Origin of the sequence: Curtobacterium sp. MCBD17_023, from assembly GCF_003224415.1 — a bacterium.
GTDB lineage: Bacteria > Actinomycetota > Actinomycetes > Actinomycetales > Microbacteriaceae > Curtobacterium.
Map to the genome: position 1 here is coordinate 35,838 of NZ_QKLJ01000019.1, position 17,731 is coordinate 53,568.

Genomic DNA, 17,731 nt, shown 5'->3' on the forward strand with positions numbered 1-17,731 from the left:
AGCATGGGCGCATGGCGATCGACGACTCCGTGTCCCTGCTCACCCGCGGCTACGGCTTCGGCGCCCACATCTGGCGCCGTGCGTCCGACGGCGCCCGGGCGGTGCCGATGCGGTTCCTGTTCAAGGACGCCCTGCTCGTCCGCGGGAGCGAGGCCGTCGACCTCTTCTACGACGGTGACCGGATCGCCCGCCACGGCGCGATGCCCGCGATCGTCCAGCAGACCCTGTTCGGTGACGGGTCGGTGCACAGCCTCGACGGGGACGAGCACCGGCACCGCAAGGCCACGTTCCTCGACGTCGCGTACGAGGACGAGCAGGTCGCGCGGCTGACCCCGCTCTTCGCGGAGGAGTGGCAGCGCGAACTCGACGACTGGCTCGCCGGTGGGCGCCGGTCCGCCTACGACGCCGCGGTGGGCGCCTTCGGCCGTGCGTCGATGCGGTGGGCGGGACTGCCCGGGACCGCCGATGCGAAGACCCGCTGGGCCGCCCGCCTCGCGCAGATCGTCGACGGGTTCGGCGCACCGTACTCGCCGGAGTACCTGCTCGCCGCGGCCAACCGCTGGTGGTCCGACCGGCACGCCGAGCGACTCATCCGCGCGGTCCGGGCCGGCGAGCTCGAGCCCGCGGAGGGCACTGCGCTGTACGAGTGGGCGTGGCACCGCGACCGCTCCGCGCTGCTCCTGCCCGCTGCGACCGCCGGCATCGAGCTGCAGAACAGCATCCGCCCGATGATCGCCGTCGCCCGGTTCGTCGCGTTCGCCGCCGCGGAGCTACACGACCGCCCGGAGTGGCGCGAGCGCCTCGCCGAGGAGGCCCGCACCCGCGGATCCCTCGTGGACGGCCCGCTGGCGACCGCGTTCGCGCAGGAGATCCGGCGGACGGCGCCCTTCGTCCCGATGCTGCCCGGCTGGGCGACCGAGGACGTCGAGCTCGACGGCGAACGCCTGGCGGCGGGCGGTCGAGTGGTGCTCGACATCCTCGGGACCGACACGGACGAGGCGTCCTGGTCGGAGCCGGAGCGGTTCGACCCGACGCGGTTCCTCGGCGTCGACGACTACGAGGCGATCCGGACCTTCATCCCGCACGGCGGAGCGGACCCGGCGGCCGGCCACCGGTGCCCCGGGGAGAAGCTCGCGATCGCGGGGCTCGCAGCTGCCGTGGCGACCCTCAGTGACCCGCGACTGACCGTGCTCGACGAGGGCCTCGGGGTCAACCGGCGCCGTCTGCCCACCAAGCCGGCGTCCGGAGGGAAGGTGCGGGCCTCCCGGTCCCACGGCGGCGCGACCCGGTCGGGCGGCTGCCCGTTCCACCGTGTCGGCGGACACTGACCGCGGTGTGGCGCTGCCCGGTCAGTCGCCGGTGAGCGCCGCCGCGTACGCGCGGACCGACCGGTTGTAGCGCGGCAGCGTCGGTTCGATGGTCTCGAGGGCGAGCCGCAGCGCCTCGTCGCACCGTCCTGCGCTGTGCAGGGCCAGAGCGAGGAACACCGCCGGCGCATCGCCGACGGCCGGGTGTGCCGGTGCGGCCCGGAGCATGGCGATCGCCTCGTCCGTCCGACCGAGGTTCCGCAGCGTCGAGGCGTGCTGGATCACCATCTGTGCAGCACGGGTCGGGTCGACGGTGTCGAGGCCCGCTGCCGTGGCGCGGGAGTACTCGACGTCCGCCTCGGCCTCCTGCCCACCGGAGTCGTGGGCGCCACCGAGCTCGAACGCGCCGAGCGCCGGGTGCGGTGCCGTCGCCGCGAGGGCACGCATGCGCCGGATCCGACCCTCGTCGTCGACCTGCGTGTCCGCCCACAGGGCGTCGACGCGCTCTTCCCACTCCGCGAGGTCCATGAGCCCACAGTAGGGCGGGTCTCAGCCCTCGGTGACCCGCCCCGCCTCGACCCGCCACTGCCGGTCGAGCTGCACCGTGTCGAGCATCCGCCGGTCGTGCGTGACGAGCAGCAGCGTGCCCTCGTAGGACTCGAGCGCCTGCTCGAGCTGTTCGATGGCGACGAGGTCCAGGTGGTTCGTGGGTTCGTCGAGCACGAGGACGTTCACCCCGCGGGCCTGCAGCAGCGCGAGTCCGGCGCGGGTGCGCTCGCCGGGGGAGAGCTCACCGGCGGCACGGCCGACGTGGTCCGCCTTCAGCCCGAACTTCGCGAGCAGGGTCCGGACGTCCGCGGTGTTCATCTCCGGCACGAGGCCCTCGAACACGGCCGCGAGCGACTCGGTCCCCGTGAACAGCGACCGGGCCTGGTCGACCTCGCCGATCGCGACGCTCGACCCGGTGGACGCGGTGCCCGTCGTCGGCTCCTGGCGCCCGAGCAACGCGCGGAGCAGGGTCGACTTGCCGGCGCCGTTCGGCCCCGTGATGCCGATCCGGTCGCCGCCGTTCACCTGCAGCGACACCGGCCCGAGCGTGAAGTCGCCCTGCACGTACGTGGCGTCCGACAGGGTCGCCACGACGGCGGAGGACCGCGGGGCCTGGCCGATGGTGAACGCGAGCTGCCACTCCTTGCGCGGCTCCTCCACCTCGTCCAGCCGGGCGATGCGCGACTCCATCTGCCGGACCTTCTGCGCCTGCTTCTCGCTCGACTCGCTCGCGGCCTTGCGGCGGATCTTGTCGTTGTCGGGCGCCTTCTTCATCGCGTTGCGCACGCCCTGGCTGGACCACTCGCGCTGCGTCCGCGCACGGGACACCAGGTCGGCCTTCGTCGCGGCGTACTCGTCGTACGCGTCGCGCTTGTGCTGGCGGGCGATCTCGCGCTCCTCGAGGTACGCGTCGTACCCGCCGCCGAACAGCCGGTTCGACGACTGCGCGAGGTCGAGTTCCAGGACGGCCGTCACCGAGCGGGCGAGGAACTCCCGGTCGTGGCTGACGAGCACGACCCCGCCGCGGAGGCCGCGGACGAACTCCTCGAGCCGGTCGAGGCCGTCCAGGTCCAGGTCGTTGGTCGGCTCGTCGAGCAACACGATGTCGAACCGTGAGAGCAGCAGTGCCGCGAGGCCGACCCGTGCCGCCTGCCCACCGGACAACGACGTCATGAGCGAGTCCGCCGTGACCGAGCCGTCACGCGCGTCGAGCGTCAGACCGAGGTCGGCGAGCACCACCGGCATCCGCTCGTCGAGGTCGGCGGCACCCGAGGCCAACCAGCGCTCGAGCGCGACCGAGTACCGGTCCGCCGCGGCATCACCGGCGTCCGGCTCGCCGAGGGCCAGGGCCGTCGCGTCCATCTCCGCCGCCGCCTCCGCGCAGCCGGTGCGGCGCGCGACGTAGGCGGCGACCGTCTCGCCCGGCACGCGCTCGTGCTCCTGCGGCAGCCACCCCACGAACGCGTCGGTCGGTGACAGCGAGACGGTCCCGGCCAGCGGCTCGTCGACCCCGGCGAGCAGGCGCAGCAGCGTCGACTTCCCGGCCCCGTTCACCCCGACGACGCCGATCACGTCACCGGGTGCGACCGTGAGGTCGAGGGAGTCGAACAGCGTGCGGGCGGCGTAGCCGCCGGCGAGCCCCTTGGCGACGAGCGTGGCGGTCATCCGTCCATCGTCCCACCTCGTCGGGCCGGCCATGGACCGGACGGGAGGCGCGGTGCGCGCCCGTCCGGTGCCTCCCGTCGGGTGTGCTGCGGGGCTTCGAGGTGCTGCGCGCGGACTAGCCGGGTGGAGTGACACCAGGCCGTTCCGGACCGGTGACGTCCAACGGCACCGCCGAGTCGAAGGCGATGGTGAGCAGGGACAGCTCGTCGCGCGGGAGCACCGCGGTCAGGAGACGGCCGTCGTCGAGCTCCGCGGCCAGGCCGAGCACGAACGGGTCCGTGTCGAGGAGCAGTCCCGGGCGTTCGGCGCCGTCGACCAGGAGGGGGTGCCCGGACTGGACGCTCCGCTCGTCGACCAGGGTGGGCCAGGTGTGCTCGGCGGTCAGGTCGGGGAGGGCGTGTTCGTCGCGGTACTGGTTGACGAGGACGTTCTGCACGTGCTGGACGAGGGTCTCCGCCGCCGTGGGACGGGTCGGACCGGGTGCGGACCAGTGCGTCTGGACCGCCTCCCAGAGCATCGGGTAGCGCAGGCGCTCGACGGTCGCGACGAGCCAGTCCGGGCGCGGCCACGGCGGGACCTCCTCGAGCGACCGCCGCCGCTCGTCGTCCAGCACCGCCAGGTTCACCGGGTCGTCGCGGTCGTCGGGGTTCCGCCAGAGCGTGTACTGCCGGGACACGGTCGCACCGACGAGCACACCGTCGGACTCGCTGGTCTGCACGCCGAGGGAGCCGGAGTCCTCGAGGTGCCGCTGCGCCACGAGACCGGCGACGTCGAACCCGAGCGCGCGGACCGCGGCCCGCTGCTCGAGCTCGGGGTCAGGAGCGTCCGTGCCGAGCACTCCACCGAAGTCCATGCGGCGAGCCTGGCCCCGGACCACGGCACGGTCAAGGACGGAGTCCGACCGCGTCCGCCTAGGCTCGGTCCGTGTTCGAACTCCACCACCTGTCCGCGCAGGAACTCTGGGACTGGATCCGCCGCGGCGACGCCACCGCCCGCGAGGTCACCGACCACTACCTCGTCCGGATCGACCGGCTCGACGCGGAGCTCGGTGCGTTCGTCACCGTCACCGCCGAGGCCGCGCGTGCCCGGGCCGACCACCTCGGCGACCTGGTGCCGACGTCGCGACCGCTGTGGGGCCTCCCGTCCGGGGACAAAGACCTGACGGACCGTCGCGGCGTCCCCACCCGGTCGGGCACCGCCGCCCTGCCGGGAGACCCGGCGGAGGCCGACCACCCGCTCGTCACCGCGCTCGACGACGCCGGGGCGATCAGCCTCGGCAAGACGGCCACGCCCGAGTTCGGGATGTCATCCTCGTCGGAGACGCGGTTCGGCACGACGCGGAACCCCTACGACACCACACGCGCCCCGGGTGGGTCGTCGAGCGGTGCCGCCGTCGCCGTGGCAGCCGGGCTGCTGCCGGCGGCCGTCGGGTCCGACGGCGGAGGCTCGGTGCGGATCCCGGCGGCGGCCACCGGCCTGGTGGGGCTCAAGCCGAGTCGCGGCCGGGTGCCGTCCATGCCCGGACGCGACGGGCTGGGCGGACTGGCCGTCGCCGGACCGCTCACCCGGACGGTCGCCGACGCCGGGATGCTCCTCGACGCGCTCGTGGCACCGACCGGGCTGCCGGAGCGCCAGCCGTACGCACTCGTGACGCCCGACGTGGGTGACGGCCCGTTCACGGCGGCCGCCGTCCGGGGCGAGGGGCGGTTCGTCGTGGGCCTGCTCGAGGGGTCGCCGTGGGACGACTCCGTCGACGTGGTCGTCGACCCGGCCGCGCGCGAGGCGGTCGACACGGCCGTGCGGGTCCTCGGCGAGGTCGGGCACGGGGTCGAGGACGTGGCGATGCCGCGCGTGCGGTACGCCGAGCCGTTCCGGGTCGCCTGGGAGTCCTCCGGTGCCGGGATCGCCCGGATCCCGGGCATCGACCTGCGTTCTCTGACGCCCCTCGTCGCCTGGCTGGTGGAGCGCGGGCGGGCGCTGACGAGCACGCAGGTCCTCGATGCGATGGCCGGGCTCGACGCGTTCTCGATCGCCCTGATCCGGGCGTTCGACCGGTTCGACGCGGTCCTCACGCCGACCCTCGCGATGACCCCGCGGCCCCTCGGCTGGTACGGCGACGACCCGGAGGAGGACTTCCGCCGCCAGTGCGCGTACTCGCCGTGGACGTCCATGGCGAACGTGTCGGGTCTGCCCGCGATCACGTTGCCCGTCGGGGTCACCGCCGAGGGACACCCGGACGGCGCGGGCCTGCCGATGGGCGTGCAGCTGATCGGGCGCCCGGGTGGCGAGCGGATCCTGTTGGCGATCGGGGCGCAGCTCGAACGGCGGCTGCGCTGGCAGCGGAGGCACCCGGCCGGCTGGTAGCGCCGTCGACGCCCGAGCGCCGAGTGCCGAGCGCCGAGTGCCCTGCGCCGCCCGCCGCGGTTCCACGACTCGCCGCTCGCTCACCGTCCAGGTTCCACGATCGTCGCATCTGGCGGCCCGAGATGCCGCGGTTCTGGAACCGCGGCCCGAGATGCCGCGGTTCTGGAACCCGGGGGAGGAGCGCGCCGCTACGGCAGCGTCGGTGCCGCCGCGACCAGCGCCCGCGTGACCTCGTGGGCGGGAGCGTCGAGCAGGGACACCGGCCCGTGCTCGACGATGCGCCCGGCGCTCATCACGGCGACGGTGTCGCACAGCCGCTGGACGACGCCGATGTCGTGCGAGACGAGCACGAGCGTCGCGCCGAGGTCGTCGACGAACGAGCGGAACAGGTCGATCACGCGCGCCCGGACCACCACGTCGAGGGCGCTCATCGGTTCGTCCCCGAACAGGATCCGCGGACGGTGTACCACCGCCCGCGCGATCGCGATGCGCTGCCGCTGCCCGCCGGAGAACTCGTGCGGGTACCGGTCCGCGGCATCGGCGGGCAGGTCGACCCGTTCGAGCACGGCGGCGACCATCGCCCGGTGGTCGCCTTCGATCCGCAGCGCCCGGAGGGGCTCGGCGACGACGGCCCCGACGCGCATCCGCGGGTCGAGCGAGGCGACCGGGTCCTGGAGGACGATGCCGGTCTCCCGCCGGTACCACCTGCCGGCGGCGGCCGATGCGCGGGCGTCCACGGGGCGGCCGGAGGCGTGCACGGTGCCGGTGGTGGGGGCCTCCAGTCCGGCCAGCAGACGGACGAGGGTCGACTTGCCGGACCCGGACTCACCGACGATGCCGAGCCGGGAACCGGCCGCGACGGTGAGGTCGACGCCGTCGACGGCGGTGCGGAGCGCGCCGGGTTCGAACGGTCCGCGGCGGGGGAGTCGGTAGGTGCGGTGCAGGTCGGCGGCGGCGAGTGCCGGTGCGCCTGCAGTGGCCGGTGCGGGGAGGTCGGTCACGGGGTCCTCCTGGCGGTGGCGCGGGCCGCGTCGACGAGCGCCGCGGTGGCGGGGTGCCGGGGCGCGGCGAGCAGGTCGGCGACCCGGCCCTGCTCGACGACACGTCCGGCCTCCAGCACGACCGCGGTGTCGGCGATCCGGGACAGCACCGCCAGGTCGTGCGTCACGAAGAGCATGCCGGCCCCCCTGGAGGCGGTGAGCGACTCGAAGAGGTCGAGGATCCGGGTCTGCGTGGTGACGTCCAGGGCGGTGGTCGGCTCGTCGGCGACCAAGAGGTCCGGTTCCCCCGCCATCGCCATCGCGATGCAGACGCGCTGCCGTTGGCCGCCGGACAGCTGGTGCGGGTACTGGCGGAGGAGCAGCTCGGGGTCGGGCAGCCCGACGTCGCGTGCGAGGCCGACGGCGGCCTCGGCGGCCGCCCGGCGGTCGAGCCCGCGGTGCAGGCGCAGCGGTTCGGCGATCTGCTTCCCGACCCGGCGGAGCGGGTCGAGTGCGGTGCCGGGCTCCTGGAACACCATGCCGATCGCGGCGCCGCGGGTCCGCGCGCGCTCGCGGTCCGGCAGCCCGACGAGCTCACGCCCGTCCAGGCGGATGCTGCCGGTGACGGCCGCACCCGCCGGTTCCAGACCCATCAGCGCGAGCGCCGTCATGGACTTGCCGGACCCGGACGCGCCGATGACGCCGACGCGACGGCCGGGAGGCACGGCGAACGTCACGTCGTCGAGCACCGTCCGGTCGGCGATCCGGACCGTCAGGCCGCGGACGTCCAGACCACGCGAGGTGGGGCCGTCGGCGGTCATGCGATGCCCTCCGACCCGGTGACGCCCGGGACCCGGTCAGCAGGGCGGGCGCCGGGGCCGTCGCCGTCCCGTCGGCCGGTGCCGAGCCGGGGGTCGGTCGCGTCGCGGACGGCGTCACCGAGGAGGGAGAGCGCCGCGACGACGACCGCGATCGCGGCGCCCGGCCAGGTCGCACTCCAGGGGTGGACACCGATGTAGGTCTGCAGGTCGGACAGCAACCGTCCCCACGAGGCCGTGCCCGCATCGGCGCCGTACCCCAGGTAGGACAGGCCGGCCTCGGCGAGGACCGCCGTCGCCATCGCGAGGGACAGCTGCACGGTGAACAGGGGCGCGGCGTTCGGGACGAGGTGCCGGAACAGCACGCCGGCCGGACCGACGCCGGAGGCCCGCGCTGCGACGACGTAGTCGCTCCGGGCGATGCGGCGGATCTCCCCGCGGGCGACGCGGGCGATCGTCACACCGGAGGCGAGTCCGACGGACACGACGACGACCCCGAGGGAGCCGCCGTACACCGCGGTGAGGAGCATCGCCGTGAGCAGGGTGGGGAAGGCGACGAGCACGTCGAGCAGCACGGCCGTCCCCTCGCGGACCCAGCGGGCGGTGAGCGACCCGATCGCGGTGAGGACGACGCCGACGACGCTCGCGATGACGCCGGAGCCGACCGCGACGACGAGCGTGGTGCGGGTCCCGGCGAGCAGGTAGCTGGCGATGTCGCGGCCGACGGCGTCGGTGCCGAACCAGTGCGCGGCGCTCGGTCGACCCCACTGCGCCGCCGGGTCGGTGCGGAACGGGTCCTGCGGTGTCCAGACGAGCGAAACGGCTGCGAGGACGACGAGCAGCCCGAGGACGACCACGGCGAAGAGCCCGGTCGGGGTGCGGAGCAGACGACGGAGCACGGTCACGATGCGGCCTCCCGCTGCCGGGGGTCGAGCGCACGGTGGAGCACGTCGACGGCGAACCCGACGAGCAGCACCAGACCGGTGAGGACGAGGAGTTCGGACTGCACCTTCGTGATGTCCCGCCGGCCGACGTCGGTGACGAGCATCCGCCCGACGCCCGGGAGCGAGAAGACCTGTTCGACGACGACCGCTCCGACGAGCAGCCCGGCGATCTGCACCCCGAGGACGGCGAGCACGGTCAGGGCGACGCTCGGCAGGCCGTGCCGGAGCAGAGCGCGGGTCTTCGTGAGCCCGACCGCTGCGGCGGTCCGGACGTGGTCGGCGTCGAGGACGGACAGCGTCGCCGAGCGGGTGAAGCGCAGGATGACGGCGCCCTCGACCGCACCGATCGTCAGCGCGGGGAGGACGAGCGCGGCGAACGCCCGGCCCGGCGTCCGCCAGCCGTCGAGCGGGAAGCCCTGCACCGGCAGCCAGTGCAGCGTCACGGCGAACAGCGCGACCAGGAGCAGCCCGGCCCAGACCACCGGGACCGCCGCGACGGCCTGTGCGGCGAACGAGATCACCGCCCCACCCGGACGGCGGCGGAGGACCGCGGCGAGGACCCCGAGCGGGGCGCCGACCACGAGGGCGGCGACCAGGGACATGCCGGCCAGCGGCAGCGTGACCGCGAGCTTCTCCGCGATCTCCGGTGCGACCGGCCCGCGGGTCACGAGCGAGTTCCCGAGGTCGCCGTGGAACAGCGCGCCGATCCAGTCGACGTACTGCAGGACGACCGGACGGTCGAGCCCGAGCTGCTCCCGGAGCGCTGCGACCTGCGCGGGCGTCGCCTCGGCCCCGGCGACGACCTGTGCGACGTCCCCGGGGAGCACGCGCAGCGTCCCGAAGACGATCAGGCTCGCCACGAGCAGGCCGACGGCGAGCAGGAGCACCCGCCCGACGAGGAATCGGGTCACGGTGCGATGCTACGAGACCGCGAGGTCCGCCAGGTCCAGCCGGGTCGTGGTGCTGTCGAACGGGAAGCCCGAGACGCCGTCACGGACCGCGGTCGTCGTCGTCGCGGTGTACAGCCACTCGGCAGCGGCGTCCTCGCTGACGATCCGGGCGGCCTGTCGCAGCGCCTGGGCCTTCTCGTCCTGGTCGGTGGTGGCGAGGGCCGCGGCGTACAGCCGTTGCACCTGTGCGTTGTCGTAGCCGAAGTAGTAGTCCGGGTCCGCCCAGTTGCCGAAGTCCCGCGCCTCGGTGTGGTTGACCATGCTGAGATCGAAGTCCTTCTTCGTGAACACCGTGTCGAGCCAGGTGGCGAAGTCCACGCGCCGCACCTTCAGCGTGATGCCGACCTCGGCGAGCTGCGAGGTCAGGACGTCGCCGATGGCCGTCGGGTAGACGTTCGCGTACGTGAGGGTGAGCGTGGGCTTCGTGACGCCGGCCTGCCGCAGGAGCTTCCGCGCCGACGCGGGGTCGTACGCGTCGATGTCGGTCAGGTCCTGGTAGCCGGGGTCGAGCGCCGGGATGGGGCCGCCCTGCTCGACGCCGCCGCCGCCGATGGCCGTGATGACCGCCTTGGGGTCGATCGCCTGCCGGATCGCCTTGCGCACGCGGACGTCGTCGAAGGGCGCCTTCCGGTCGTTGAAGGCGAGCGTGTACTTGTCGGTGGTCTTGCCGGTGTGCAGGGTGATGCCGGAGGTGCCCTCCAGCTGCCCCTTCAGCGTGCCGTCCACCGCGGTCTGGACGTCGAGGTCCCCGCCGGCCATCGCGTTGACGGCCGTGGACGGGTCGGTGATGTACCGGAAGACGACCGTGCCGACCTTCGCCTTCGGACCCCAGTAGTCCGGGTTCCGCTTGAAGGTGAGCGAGTCGCCCTGCTTCCAGTTCGCGACCTCGAACGGCCCGGTGCCGTTCGCGGTCTTCGTCCGGTCGCCGTCAGCGCCCTGCTCGAGCACGAGCCCGGCGCGTCCGGTCAGGTTCCACAGGAGTTCGGAGTCGGGCCGGGTGAGCCGGAGCTGCACCTGGTCGTCGCCGGTCGCCGTCACGGTGTCGACCGAGGCGAGGTCGTCCGCGTCGACGTAGGAGTCGTTCGCCTTGACGTCCTCGAGCGAGGACACGACGTCGTCCGCCGTGAGCGGCTCGCCGTCCTGGAAGGTGACGCCCTCGCGGAGCGTGAACGTGTACGTCAGGCCGTCGTCCGAGACCTCGTGCGAGGACGCCAGCACGTCGCGGATCCCGCCGTCGGCGGTCCGGCCGACGAGCCCCTGGTAGACGTTGTCGATGAGGACCTGGTCGAGCGCGTTGCCGGACTGGGTGCGGATGTCGAGGCTCGTCGGTTCGAGCACCAGGCCGACCCGGACCGTCGCGTCGGGACCGCCACGGGTCTCGTCGGGGCCGCCGGAGCAGCCGGCCAGGGCGACCGAGGTCGCGACGACGAGTGCTGTCGCGGCGAGTGCGGTGCGGTGGAGCGGACGCATGCTGGGTTCCTTCCCGGAGCCGGGCCACGCAGGGTCCGGAACGAGGGCGGCGCGACGACGGTCGTCAGCGGCGCTCGGACGAGGCTACCGGGATGCGTCGCACCGGCGGTGTCAGGGCTCCGACGAAGTCGAGGGGGGTTCTTCGACGCCGTCCGACAAACCGTGCGTGGTCGCCCAGGACCGGATGGCAGCGGCGAGGGGCAGGGGCGCCTGCGTCTGCACCGCGTGCCGGGACGCGACCGTGACGATCGTGGCATCCGGGAGCCGTTCGGCGAAGGACTGGTGCAGCTTGGGGGAGACGTACCCGCGGTCCCCGCGCACGAGCAGCAGCGGTACGTCCAGCTGCTCCAGGTCCGGCCAGGCGTCGGCGAAGCGCCCGACCGAGGCCGACCGTCCGACGCCGAGGTGCGGGAAGTGGTGGCGTCGCACCAGCCGACCGTCGTCGCCGAGCCGGGTGGTGTGCCGGGCCTCGCGGAGCAGCGTGGGTCGGTCGTCGCCGACGCGGGCCGCGATCGCCCGGTCGACGACCTCGTCGAGGTCCGAGAACGGTTCCTCGGCCTCCAGTGCGCGGGCGATCCGGTCGACGGCGCGCTGCGCGAAGTCCGGCGACATGTCGACCAGCACGAGACCGGTGACACGCTCCGGTGCGAGCGCGGCGAGGCGGGCGGACAGGATCGCGCCGAGGGAGTGCCCGACGACGATGCCCGGCGGGACGTCCAGGGCGTCGAGCGCGGCGAGGACGGTGGGGGCCGTGGTGGTGGCGGCGTAGTCGGCGTCTGCACGCCACGCGGACCGCCCGTGCCCGGGGAGGTCGAGCGCGACGGCCGGCTCGTCGACGGCGATCGCGGTCTGGTCGAAGCTGTGCGCGTCGATGCCGAGCCCGTGCAGGTAGGTGATCCGGGCCTCCCGAGCGGGGACCGGCGGACCGGTGCGCGACCAACGGATGGCCGAGACGTCACCACCGGGGACGGTCGGCACCACCTGCCGGGAGGCACGGAGCGGCTCCGTCACGCCGCTCGCGGCGGCCAGGGCGGGGACGTCGGAGAACTCGTCATCGTGCACGGACACCGTCCCAGTGTCGCAGCCGACGCGGGCTGTGAGATGACCCGTCCTTCTCCCCTTAGGTAAGGCATGCCATACTCGAGGTGTGGCTGCCCGGTACCGCGTCTTCTCCGTCCGCGTGGCGGCCGTCACCTCGCTCACCCCGCACTTCGTCCGCGTGACGCTGACCGGTGCCGAACTCGCGGAGTTCTCCGCCGTCGGGCTGGACCAGCGCATCAAGGTGCTCCTGCCGCTCGACGGCCACGGGTTCTCCGACCTGCCGGAGGGCGAGGACTGGTTCGCGGCGTGGCGCGCACTGCCGGACGCCACCCGGAACCCGATCCGCACGTACACCGTCCGCTCCTTCCGTCCGGACGCGCACGAGCTCGACATCGACTTCGTCGCCCACGGGGACGGCGGGCCGGCCTCGCGCTGGGTGTCCGCGTGCCGTGTCGGCGACGAACTGCGGATCGTCGGCCCCCGCGTGCCGGAGTCGCCCGAGGACCTGCCGTCCGGCGCGGCGGAGTTCGCGCCCGGGTCGGCGAACCGGATCCTCCTCGCGGGCGATGAGACGGCCGCTCCCGCGATCTGCGCGATCCTCGAGGCCCTCGACGTCTCGGCCGTCGGACACGTGTTCATCGAGGTCCCGACCGACGCCGACCGCCTGCCCGTCTCCGCGCCCGCCGGGGTCGAGGTGCGGTGGATCGCCCGCAACGGCGCGTCGCACGGCGTCCGCATGACCGACCACGTGCAGGCCTGGGCATCGACGGTCGCGGTGCCGGCGCCCGTCCTCACCGATGGGCGCGCGGCGGTGCCGGTGGAACTCGCGGACGTCGACGTGGACCACCAGGTGCTCTGGGACGTCCCGCGCGAGGACGACGACCTGCCCGTCTACGCCTGGATCGCGGGGGAGGCCGGCTGCGTCAAGGAACTCCGACGCCACCTCGTGCGCGGCGTCGGCCTGGACCGCAAGCAGGTCGCGTTCATGGGGTACTGGCGCCACGGCAAGGCGGAGTGTTGAACCCTGCCAGCGTCCTCACCCCCGAGGCGCCCGTCACCGCACTCGGCGCCCGCGGGTTGCGGCTCGGCTACGACGACCGCGTGGTCGTCGACGGGCTCGACGTCGACGTGCCGGACGGTGAGCTCACCGTCATCGTGGGTCCGAACGCCTGCGGGAAGTCGACGCTCCTCAAGGCGCTGGCGCGGACGCTCAAGCCCACCGCCGGGACGGTCTACCTGGACGGCCGTCCGATCACGTCCTACCGCCCGAAGGCCGTGGCCCGGCGCGTCGCGATGCTGCCGCAGACGCCGATCGCCCCGGACGGCATCAGCGTGCGCGACCTCGTGTCCCGCGGACGCTTCCCGCACCAGGACCTGCTGCACCCCTCGAGCGGCACCGACCGGCAGGTCGTGCAGGCCGCCCTGGCGCAGACGGACATCGTGGGCCTCGCCGACCGCGGCGTCGACGAGCTGTCCGGCGGCCAGCGGCAGCGCGTCTGGATCGCGATGGTGCTCGCGCAGGAGACCGACATCGTGCTGCTCGACGAACCCACCACGTTCCTCGACATCGCGCACCAGTACGACGTGCTCGAGCTCGCCTCGACGCTGCACGCGGCCGGTCGCACGGTCGTGGCGGTCCTGCACGACCTCAACCAGGCTGCGCGGTACGCGACGCACATGATCGCGATGCGGGACGGGGTGATCGTGGCACAGGGGCCGCCGGCGACGGTCGTGACCGCGGAGCTCGTCGAGGACGTCTTCGGCCTGCCGTGCGTGGTCGTGCCGGACCCGGAGACCGGCACGCCGCTCGTCGTGCCGCGTCGCGCGCGCTGACGGGCGCGCTGCGCGCTGCGCGCTGCGGCGCGATCCGGGTCCGACGGGGCCGGCGCGATCCGGGTCCGACGGGGCCGACGCGGTCCGGCGCCGGCGCGGTCCGGCGCCGCACAACGGAAACCGGCTCGAACCACGGGAGACCGTGGTTCGAGCCGGTTTCCGTTGTGCGTGACCGGCGGACGCTGCGGCCGACGCCGAGCCGGGCGCGGGCCGGCGCTCGGCGCTGAGCGCTCGGCGCTCAGCGGTAGCCGCCGTCCTCGAGTCCGGCCTCGACCTCGAAGCGGTTGTGCAGCGGGTCGCGCCCCGCCAGCGCGTACAGCAGCGGCATGAGCATGCCGTACCGCCGCCACTGGTCGACGTGCACCCGCTCGTGCCGCAGGACCCGGTCGCCGTCGTTGTCCCGGGTGAGGTAGACCGAGCCGACGCAGGTCCCGCCACGCCGGAAGACCCAGCGGGGCAGGCCCCGGCAGACGACGAGCCCGTCGACGACCCGCACGGGCCCCGTCGACAGCGTCAGGCCGATCGCGAGGCCGACGGCCGTCGCGAACGCCCACCCGGCGCGGGACACCGGCGAGTCGACGAGCGGGTTCAGCACCGGCTACTCGGGTCGGCCGTACGTCTCGAGCAGGCGGAGCCAGATCTCGTTCATCGTCGGGTAGGCGGGGACGGCGTGCCAGAGTCGGTGCACGGGGACCTCGCCGACCACGGCGACCGTCGCGGCCTGCAGCATCTCGGCGACGTCCTGCCCGACGAAGGTCACGCCGACGACGACCCCGCGGGACTCGTCGACGACCATCTTGGCGCGCCCGGTGTAGCCGTCGGCCTGCAGTGCCGAGCCGGCGACGGCGCCCAGGTCGTACTCGACCGCACGGACGTCGATGCCCTGCTGCCGGGCCTGCTCCTCGGTGAGGCCGACGCTCGCGACCTCGGGGTCGGTGAAGGTCACCTGGGGGACCGCGGCGTGGTCGGCCGTGGCGACGTGGGCGCCCCACGGTTCCGCGTGCACGGGCTTCCCCTGGAGGCGGGCGGCGATCGCCTCACCGGCGGCGCGGGCCTGGTACTTGCCCTGGTGGGTGAGGAGGGCGCGGTGGTTCACGTCACCGACGCCGTAGAGCCAGTCGGTGCCGGTGACGAGCATGGTGTCGTCGACCTCGAGCCACTCGCCCGGGGTGAGTCCGACGGCCTCGAGCCCGAGGTTGCCGGTGCCCGGGGCGCGGCCCGTCGCGGCGAGGACCTCGCTCGTGACGAGCGTCGTGCCGTCGTCGAAGGTCGTCGTGACGAGGCCGTGCTCGTCGCGGTCCACGCGCGTCGGGTTGACGCCGGTGCGGACGTCGATGCCGGCCTCGCGCATGGCGTCGCCGACGAGTTCACCGGCGAACGGTTCCATCCCGCCGAGCAGGCCGTGGCGGGCGACGAGTGTCACCTTCGCGCCGAGGGCCGCCCACGCGGTGGCGAGCTCGGACCCGGCGACGCCGCCGCCGATGACGAGCAGGCTCTCCGGGACCTCCTGTGCACTCGTGCCCTCGCGCGTGCCCCAGGGCTTCGCCGCTTCGAGTCCGTGGACCGGCGGCAGCGTGTGCAGCGAGCCGGTCGCGACGGCGACGGCCCCGGCCGTGTACGAGGTCCCGTCGACCTCGATGGTCTTCGCGCCGGTGAACTTCGCGTACCCGCGGATCAGCGCGATGTCGGACGACTCGAGCCACTGCACCTGCGACGCGTCGTCCCAGTTGCTCGTGAACGAGTTGCGACGGGCCAGGACGGCGGCAGCGTCGACGGTGCCGGTGACGGCTTCCTCCGCTCCGCCGAGGCGCTTGGCCGCGGCGACCGCGTGGCTGCTGCGCAGGAGGGCCTTGGACGGCATGCAGGCCCAGTACGAGCACTCACCGCCCACGAGCTCGGCTTCGACGACCGCGACCGACAGGCCGCGCTTGTGGGCGTAGTCCGCCACGTTCTCGCCGACAGCGCCGGCTCCGATCACGATGAGGTCGTAGTCCGTCATGGGGTCGAGCGTAGCCGCCCGGGGTGGGGTCCCGGCCGGGAGCGCTGCGCTGTGTGGAGCGTCCGGTGTGGACGGGCGGGTCAGGAGGCCCGTGCTGCGGTGGAGAGTGCGCCGACGATCCGGAGGATCACGCCGAGGTCGTCGACCGCCCGCTCCGGGTCGACGGGTGCGAAGCCGGTGAGGGCGGCGCCGACGAGCCGTCGGCCGGCGGTGGCCGCCTGGACGAGGGCGACCAGGGCGGCGCCGTCGAGTCCGAACGGCACGGGTTCCAGCAGGCCGTCGACCTCGGAGGGGTCGAGCACGTCGAGGTCGACGTGGACGAAGACCCCGGCGGCCCCGGTCCGCTCGACGGCGGCTGCGAGCGCGTCGGGCGTGGCCGCGTCCACGTCGAGGTGTGCGACGCCGGCGCGCTCGAGGGCGGCGGCCTCGGCCCCCTCGGTCCCGCGGGTGCCCGCGACGACGACGGACGCGGCGGGGACGACCGGGAGCTCCGGGAACAGGTCTGCCGGGCGGTCGACCAGCAGGCGCAGCGCGGCCGTCTCGGCGGCGACCGGCTGCGCGCGGTTCAGCGCTCGGTAGCCGCTCGAGCCGGACAACCGGACGACGGTGGTGTCGGGGCCGACGAGGACCGAGGCACCGAGGACGGTCGAGCCGTCCCCGCCGATGACGAGCACGGGTTCGCTCGCGACGGCGCACTCCTCGGCGACGGATCCGGAGACGGAGAGGACCGAGGTGTAGCGGGCGATCGCGGTGTCGAGCCGGTCGCCCGCACCGGGTGGGACGGCGATCGTGGTCGTCGCGGCTCGGGGGAGGTCCGCGGCGACGGCGGCGGCTCCGTCCGCCAGCCGCATGGCGCGAGACGACGCCGAACCCTGCCACTGACCGACCACGAGGAAGCGCATCCTGTCAGTCTGTCAGCCGGGTCCGACGTCGTCCGGAGCTGCCGGTGGTGCGCGGTGTCAGACCGCGGACGTCCCGCCGGCCTTGAGGGCTGCGAGACGGGCCTCCACCTCGGCGTCGCGGCCGACGTCCTCGAGGCTCTCGAACTGCGCGTCGAGGCTCGACGCCTGCAGCTCCTGCTGGCCGATGACCTTCGCCTCTTCGCGACGGACCTTCTCCTCGAAGCGCGCGAGGTCGCTCGTCGGGTCGGTGATGTCGATCGTGCCGATGGCGTCGTTCACCTTCGACTGCGCCTCTGCGGTCTTGGCGCGGGCGACGAGGCTGTTGCGCTTGGCGCGGAGCTCCTCGAGCTTCTGCTCCATGCCGGCGAGGCCCTGCTTGAGCTTCTCGACCTGCTCGTTCTGCGTGGCGAGCGGTGCGGCGTTGTCCTTGACCTCCTGCTCGGCGGCGATCTGCTTGCCGATGGCGATCTTGGCGAGGTTGTCGAACTTGTCGGCCTCGGCCGTCTTGCCCTCGGCACGGTACTTGTCCGCTGCGGCGGAGGCGTTGCCCGCCTTCTGGCCCCACTCCTGGGCGGCGCGGACGTCCTCCTCGTTGTCCTGCTCGAGCAGGCGGAGGTTGCCGATCGTCTGCGCGATGGCGCTCTTGGCGTCGGCGATGTTGTTCGAGTAGTCGCGGACGAGCTGGTCGAGCATCAGCTGCGGGTCCTCGGCGTCGTCGATGATCTGGTTGATGTTCGCCCGGACGAGCGAGGAGATCCGGCCGAAGATGGTCTGCTTTGCCATTGCTGTGTCCCTTTCGTGGTTGGTTGTCTAGGTGGGTCTGACCGGTCAGAAGCGGCCGCCGCCGGAGAAGCCGCCGCCGGGCCACCCGGTGGTGTCGTCGTTCGCCTCGTCGATGGCGGCCGCCGC

At 73.8% G+C, this 17,731-nt stretch carries 17 protein-coding genes; 4 read left to right on the forward strand and 13 right to left on the reverse strand.

Annotated elements, in window-relative coordinates; translation table 11 throughout:
* Positions 1–11 precede the first annotated feature (11 nt).
* Positions 12–1,328: a cytochrome P450 gene (locus tag DEI84_RS14310; RefSeq protein ID WP_110891349.1), complete on the forward strand. Its 1,317-nt coding sequence runs from the start codon at positions 12–14 to the stop codon at positions 1,326–1,328.
* A gap of 21 nt (positions 1,329–1,349) precedes the next feature.
* Here DEI84_RS14310 and DEI84_RS14315 read toward each other — a convergent pair whose 3' ends face one another.
* From DEI84_RS14315 to DEI84_RS14325, 3 genes are all read right to left on the reverse strand, one after another.
* Positions 1,350–1,835 carry a tetratricopeptide repeat protein gene (locus DEI84_RS14315; protein ID WP_110891350.1) on the reverse strand — a complete coding sequence of 162 codons (486 nt, stop codon included), beginning with the start codon at positions 1,833–1,835 and terminating at the stop codon, positions 1,350–1,352.
* Between the two features lie 21 nt (positions 1,836–1,856).
* Positions 1,857–3,521 carry an ABC-F family ATP-binding cassette domain-containing protein gene (locus DEI84_RS14320; RefSeq protein WP_110891351.1) on the reverse strand — a complete coding sequence of 555 codons (1,665 nt, stop codon included), beginning with the start codon at positions 3,519–3,521 and terminating at the stop codon, positions 1,857–1,859.
* A gap of 115 nt (positions 3,522–3,636) precedes the next feature.
* The gene (locus tag DEI84_RS14325; protein ID WP_110891352.1) at positions 3,637–4,374 is read right to left on the reverse strand and encodes a hypothetical protein; all 738 of its coding nucleotides are present in this window, start codon (positions 4,372–4,374) and stop codon (positions 3,637–3,639) included.
* Positions 4,375–4,445: 71 nt separating this feature from the next.
* Here DEI84_RS14325 and DEI84_RS14330 point away from each other — a divergent pair, with 71 nt between their 5' ends.
* The gene (locus tag DEI84_RS14330) at positions 4,446–5,885 is read left to right on the forward strand and encodes an amidase (protein ID WP_110891353.1); all 1,440 of its coding nucleotides are present in this window, start codon (positions 4,446–4,448) and stop codon (positions 5,883–5,885) included.
* A gap of 188 nt (positions 5,886–6,073) precedes the next feature.
* On the opposite strand, the gene DEI84_RS14335 is transcribed toward DEI84_RS14330, so the two are convergent.
* From DEI84_RS14335 to DEI84_RS14360, 6 genes are all read right to left on the reverse strand, one after another.
* Entirely contained in the window at positions 6,074–6,886 is an 813-nt protein-coding gene (locus DEI84_RS14335; RefSeq protein ID WP_375537656.1) for an ABC transporter ATP-binding protein, read from the reverse strand.
* Positions 6,883–7,686 carry an ABC transporter ATP-binding protein gene (locus tag DEI84_RS14340; protein WP_110891354.1) on the reverse strand — a complete coding sequence of 268 codons (804 nt, stop codon included), beginning with the start codon at positions 7,684–7,686 and terminating at the stop codon, positions 6,883–6,885. The genes DEI84_RS14335 and DEI84_RS14340 overlap by 4 nt, the downstream gene beginning before the upstream one ends.
* Positions 7,683–8,582: an ABC transporter permease gene (locus tag DEI84_RS14345; RefSeq protein ID WP_258371797.1), complete on the reverse strand. Its 900-nt coding sequence runs from the start codon at positions 8,580–8,582 to the stop codon at positions 7,683–7,685. The genes DEI84_RS14340 and DEI84_RS14345 overlap by 4 nt, the downstream gene beginning before the upstream one ends.
* Positions 8,583–8,584: 2 nt before the next feature.
* On the reverse strand, positions 8,585–9,538 hold the full coding sequence (locus DEI84_RS14350; protein WP_110891355.1) for an ABC transporter permease: 954 nt from the start codon (positions 9,536–9,538) through the stop codon (positions 8,585–8,587).
* A gap of 9 nt (positions 9,539–9,547) precedes the next feature.
* On the reverse strand, positions 9,548–11,047 hold the full coding sequence (locus DEI84_RS14355) for an ABC transporter substrate-binding protein (protein WP_110891356.1): 1,500 nt from the start codon (positions 11,045–11,047) through the stop codon (positions 9,548–9,550).
* 111 nt (positions 11,048–11,158) lie between these two features.
* Entirely contained in the window at positions 11,159–12,115 is a 957-nt protein-coding gene (locus DEI84_RS14360; protein ID WP_181420479.1) for an alpha/beta fold hydrolase, read from the reverse strand.
* A gap of 79 nt (positions 12,116–12,194) precedes the next feature.
* Between DEI84_RS14360 and DEI84_RS14365 the strand changes: the two genes are divergently transcribed.
* Both DEI84_RS14365 and DEI84_RS14370 read left to right on the forward strand, forming a co-directional pair.
* Positions 12,195–13,109 carry a siderophore-interacting protein gene (locus DEI84_RS14365; RefSeq protein WP_110825134.1) on the forward strand — a complete coding sequence of 305 codons (915 nt, stop codon included), beginning with the start codon at positions 12,195–12,197 and terminating at the stop codon, positions 13,107–13,109.
* Positions 13,106–13,921, forward strand: coding sequence for an ABC transporter ATP-binding protein (locus DEI84_RS14370; RefSeq protein WP_110891358.1), 816 nt, complete (start codon positions 13,106–13,108; stop codon positions 13,919–13,921). The genes DEI84_RS14365 and DEI84_RS14370 overlap by 4 nt, the downstream gene beginning before the upstream one ends.
* Before the next feature lie 238 nt (positions 13,922–14,159).
* Here the strand turns inward: DEI84_RS14370 and DEI84_RS14375 are convergent, their stop codons facing one another.
* The 4 genes from DEI84_RS14375 to DEI84_RS14390 form a co-directional block, all read right to left on the reverse strand.
* Positions 14,160–14,516, reverse strand: coding sequence for a Fe-S oxidoreductase (locus tag DEI84_RS14375; protein WP_110891359.1), 357 nt, complete (start codon positions 14,514–14,516; stop codon positions 14,160–14,162).
* Positions 14,517–14,519: 3 nt separating this feature from the next.
* Positions 14,520–15,920 (reverse strand): NAD(P)/FAD-dependent oxidoreductase, encoded by a 1,401-nt coding sequence (locus DEI84_RS14380; protein WP_110891360.1) that lies wholly within the window; start codon positions 15,918–15,920, stop codon positions 14,520–14,522.
* An 80-nt stretch (positions 15,921–16,000) separates the two neighbouring features.
* On the reverse strand, positions 16,001–16,822 hold the full coding sequence (locus DEI84_RS14385) for an arginase family protein (protein WP_110891361.1): 822 nt from the start codon (positions 16,820–16,822) through the stop codon (positions 16,001–16,003).
* A gap of 57 nt (positions 16,823–16,879) precedes the next feature.
* The gene (locus DEI84_RS14390) at positions 16,880–17,605 is read right to left on the reverse strand and encodes a PspA/IM30 family protein (protein WP_110891362.1); all 726 of its coding nucleotides are present in this window, start codon (positions 17,603–17,605) and stop codon (positions 16,880–16,882) included.
* Between the last annotated feature and the right edge of the window lie 126 nt (positions 17,606–17,731).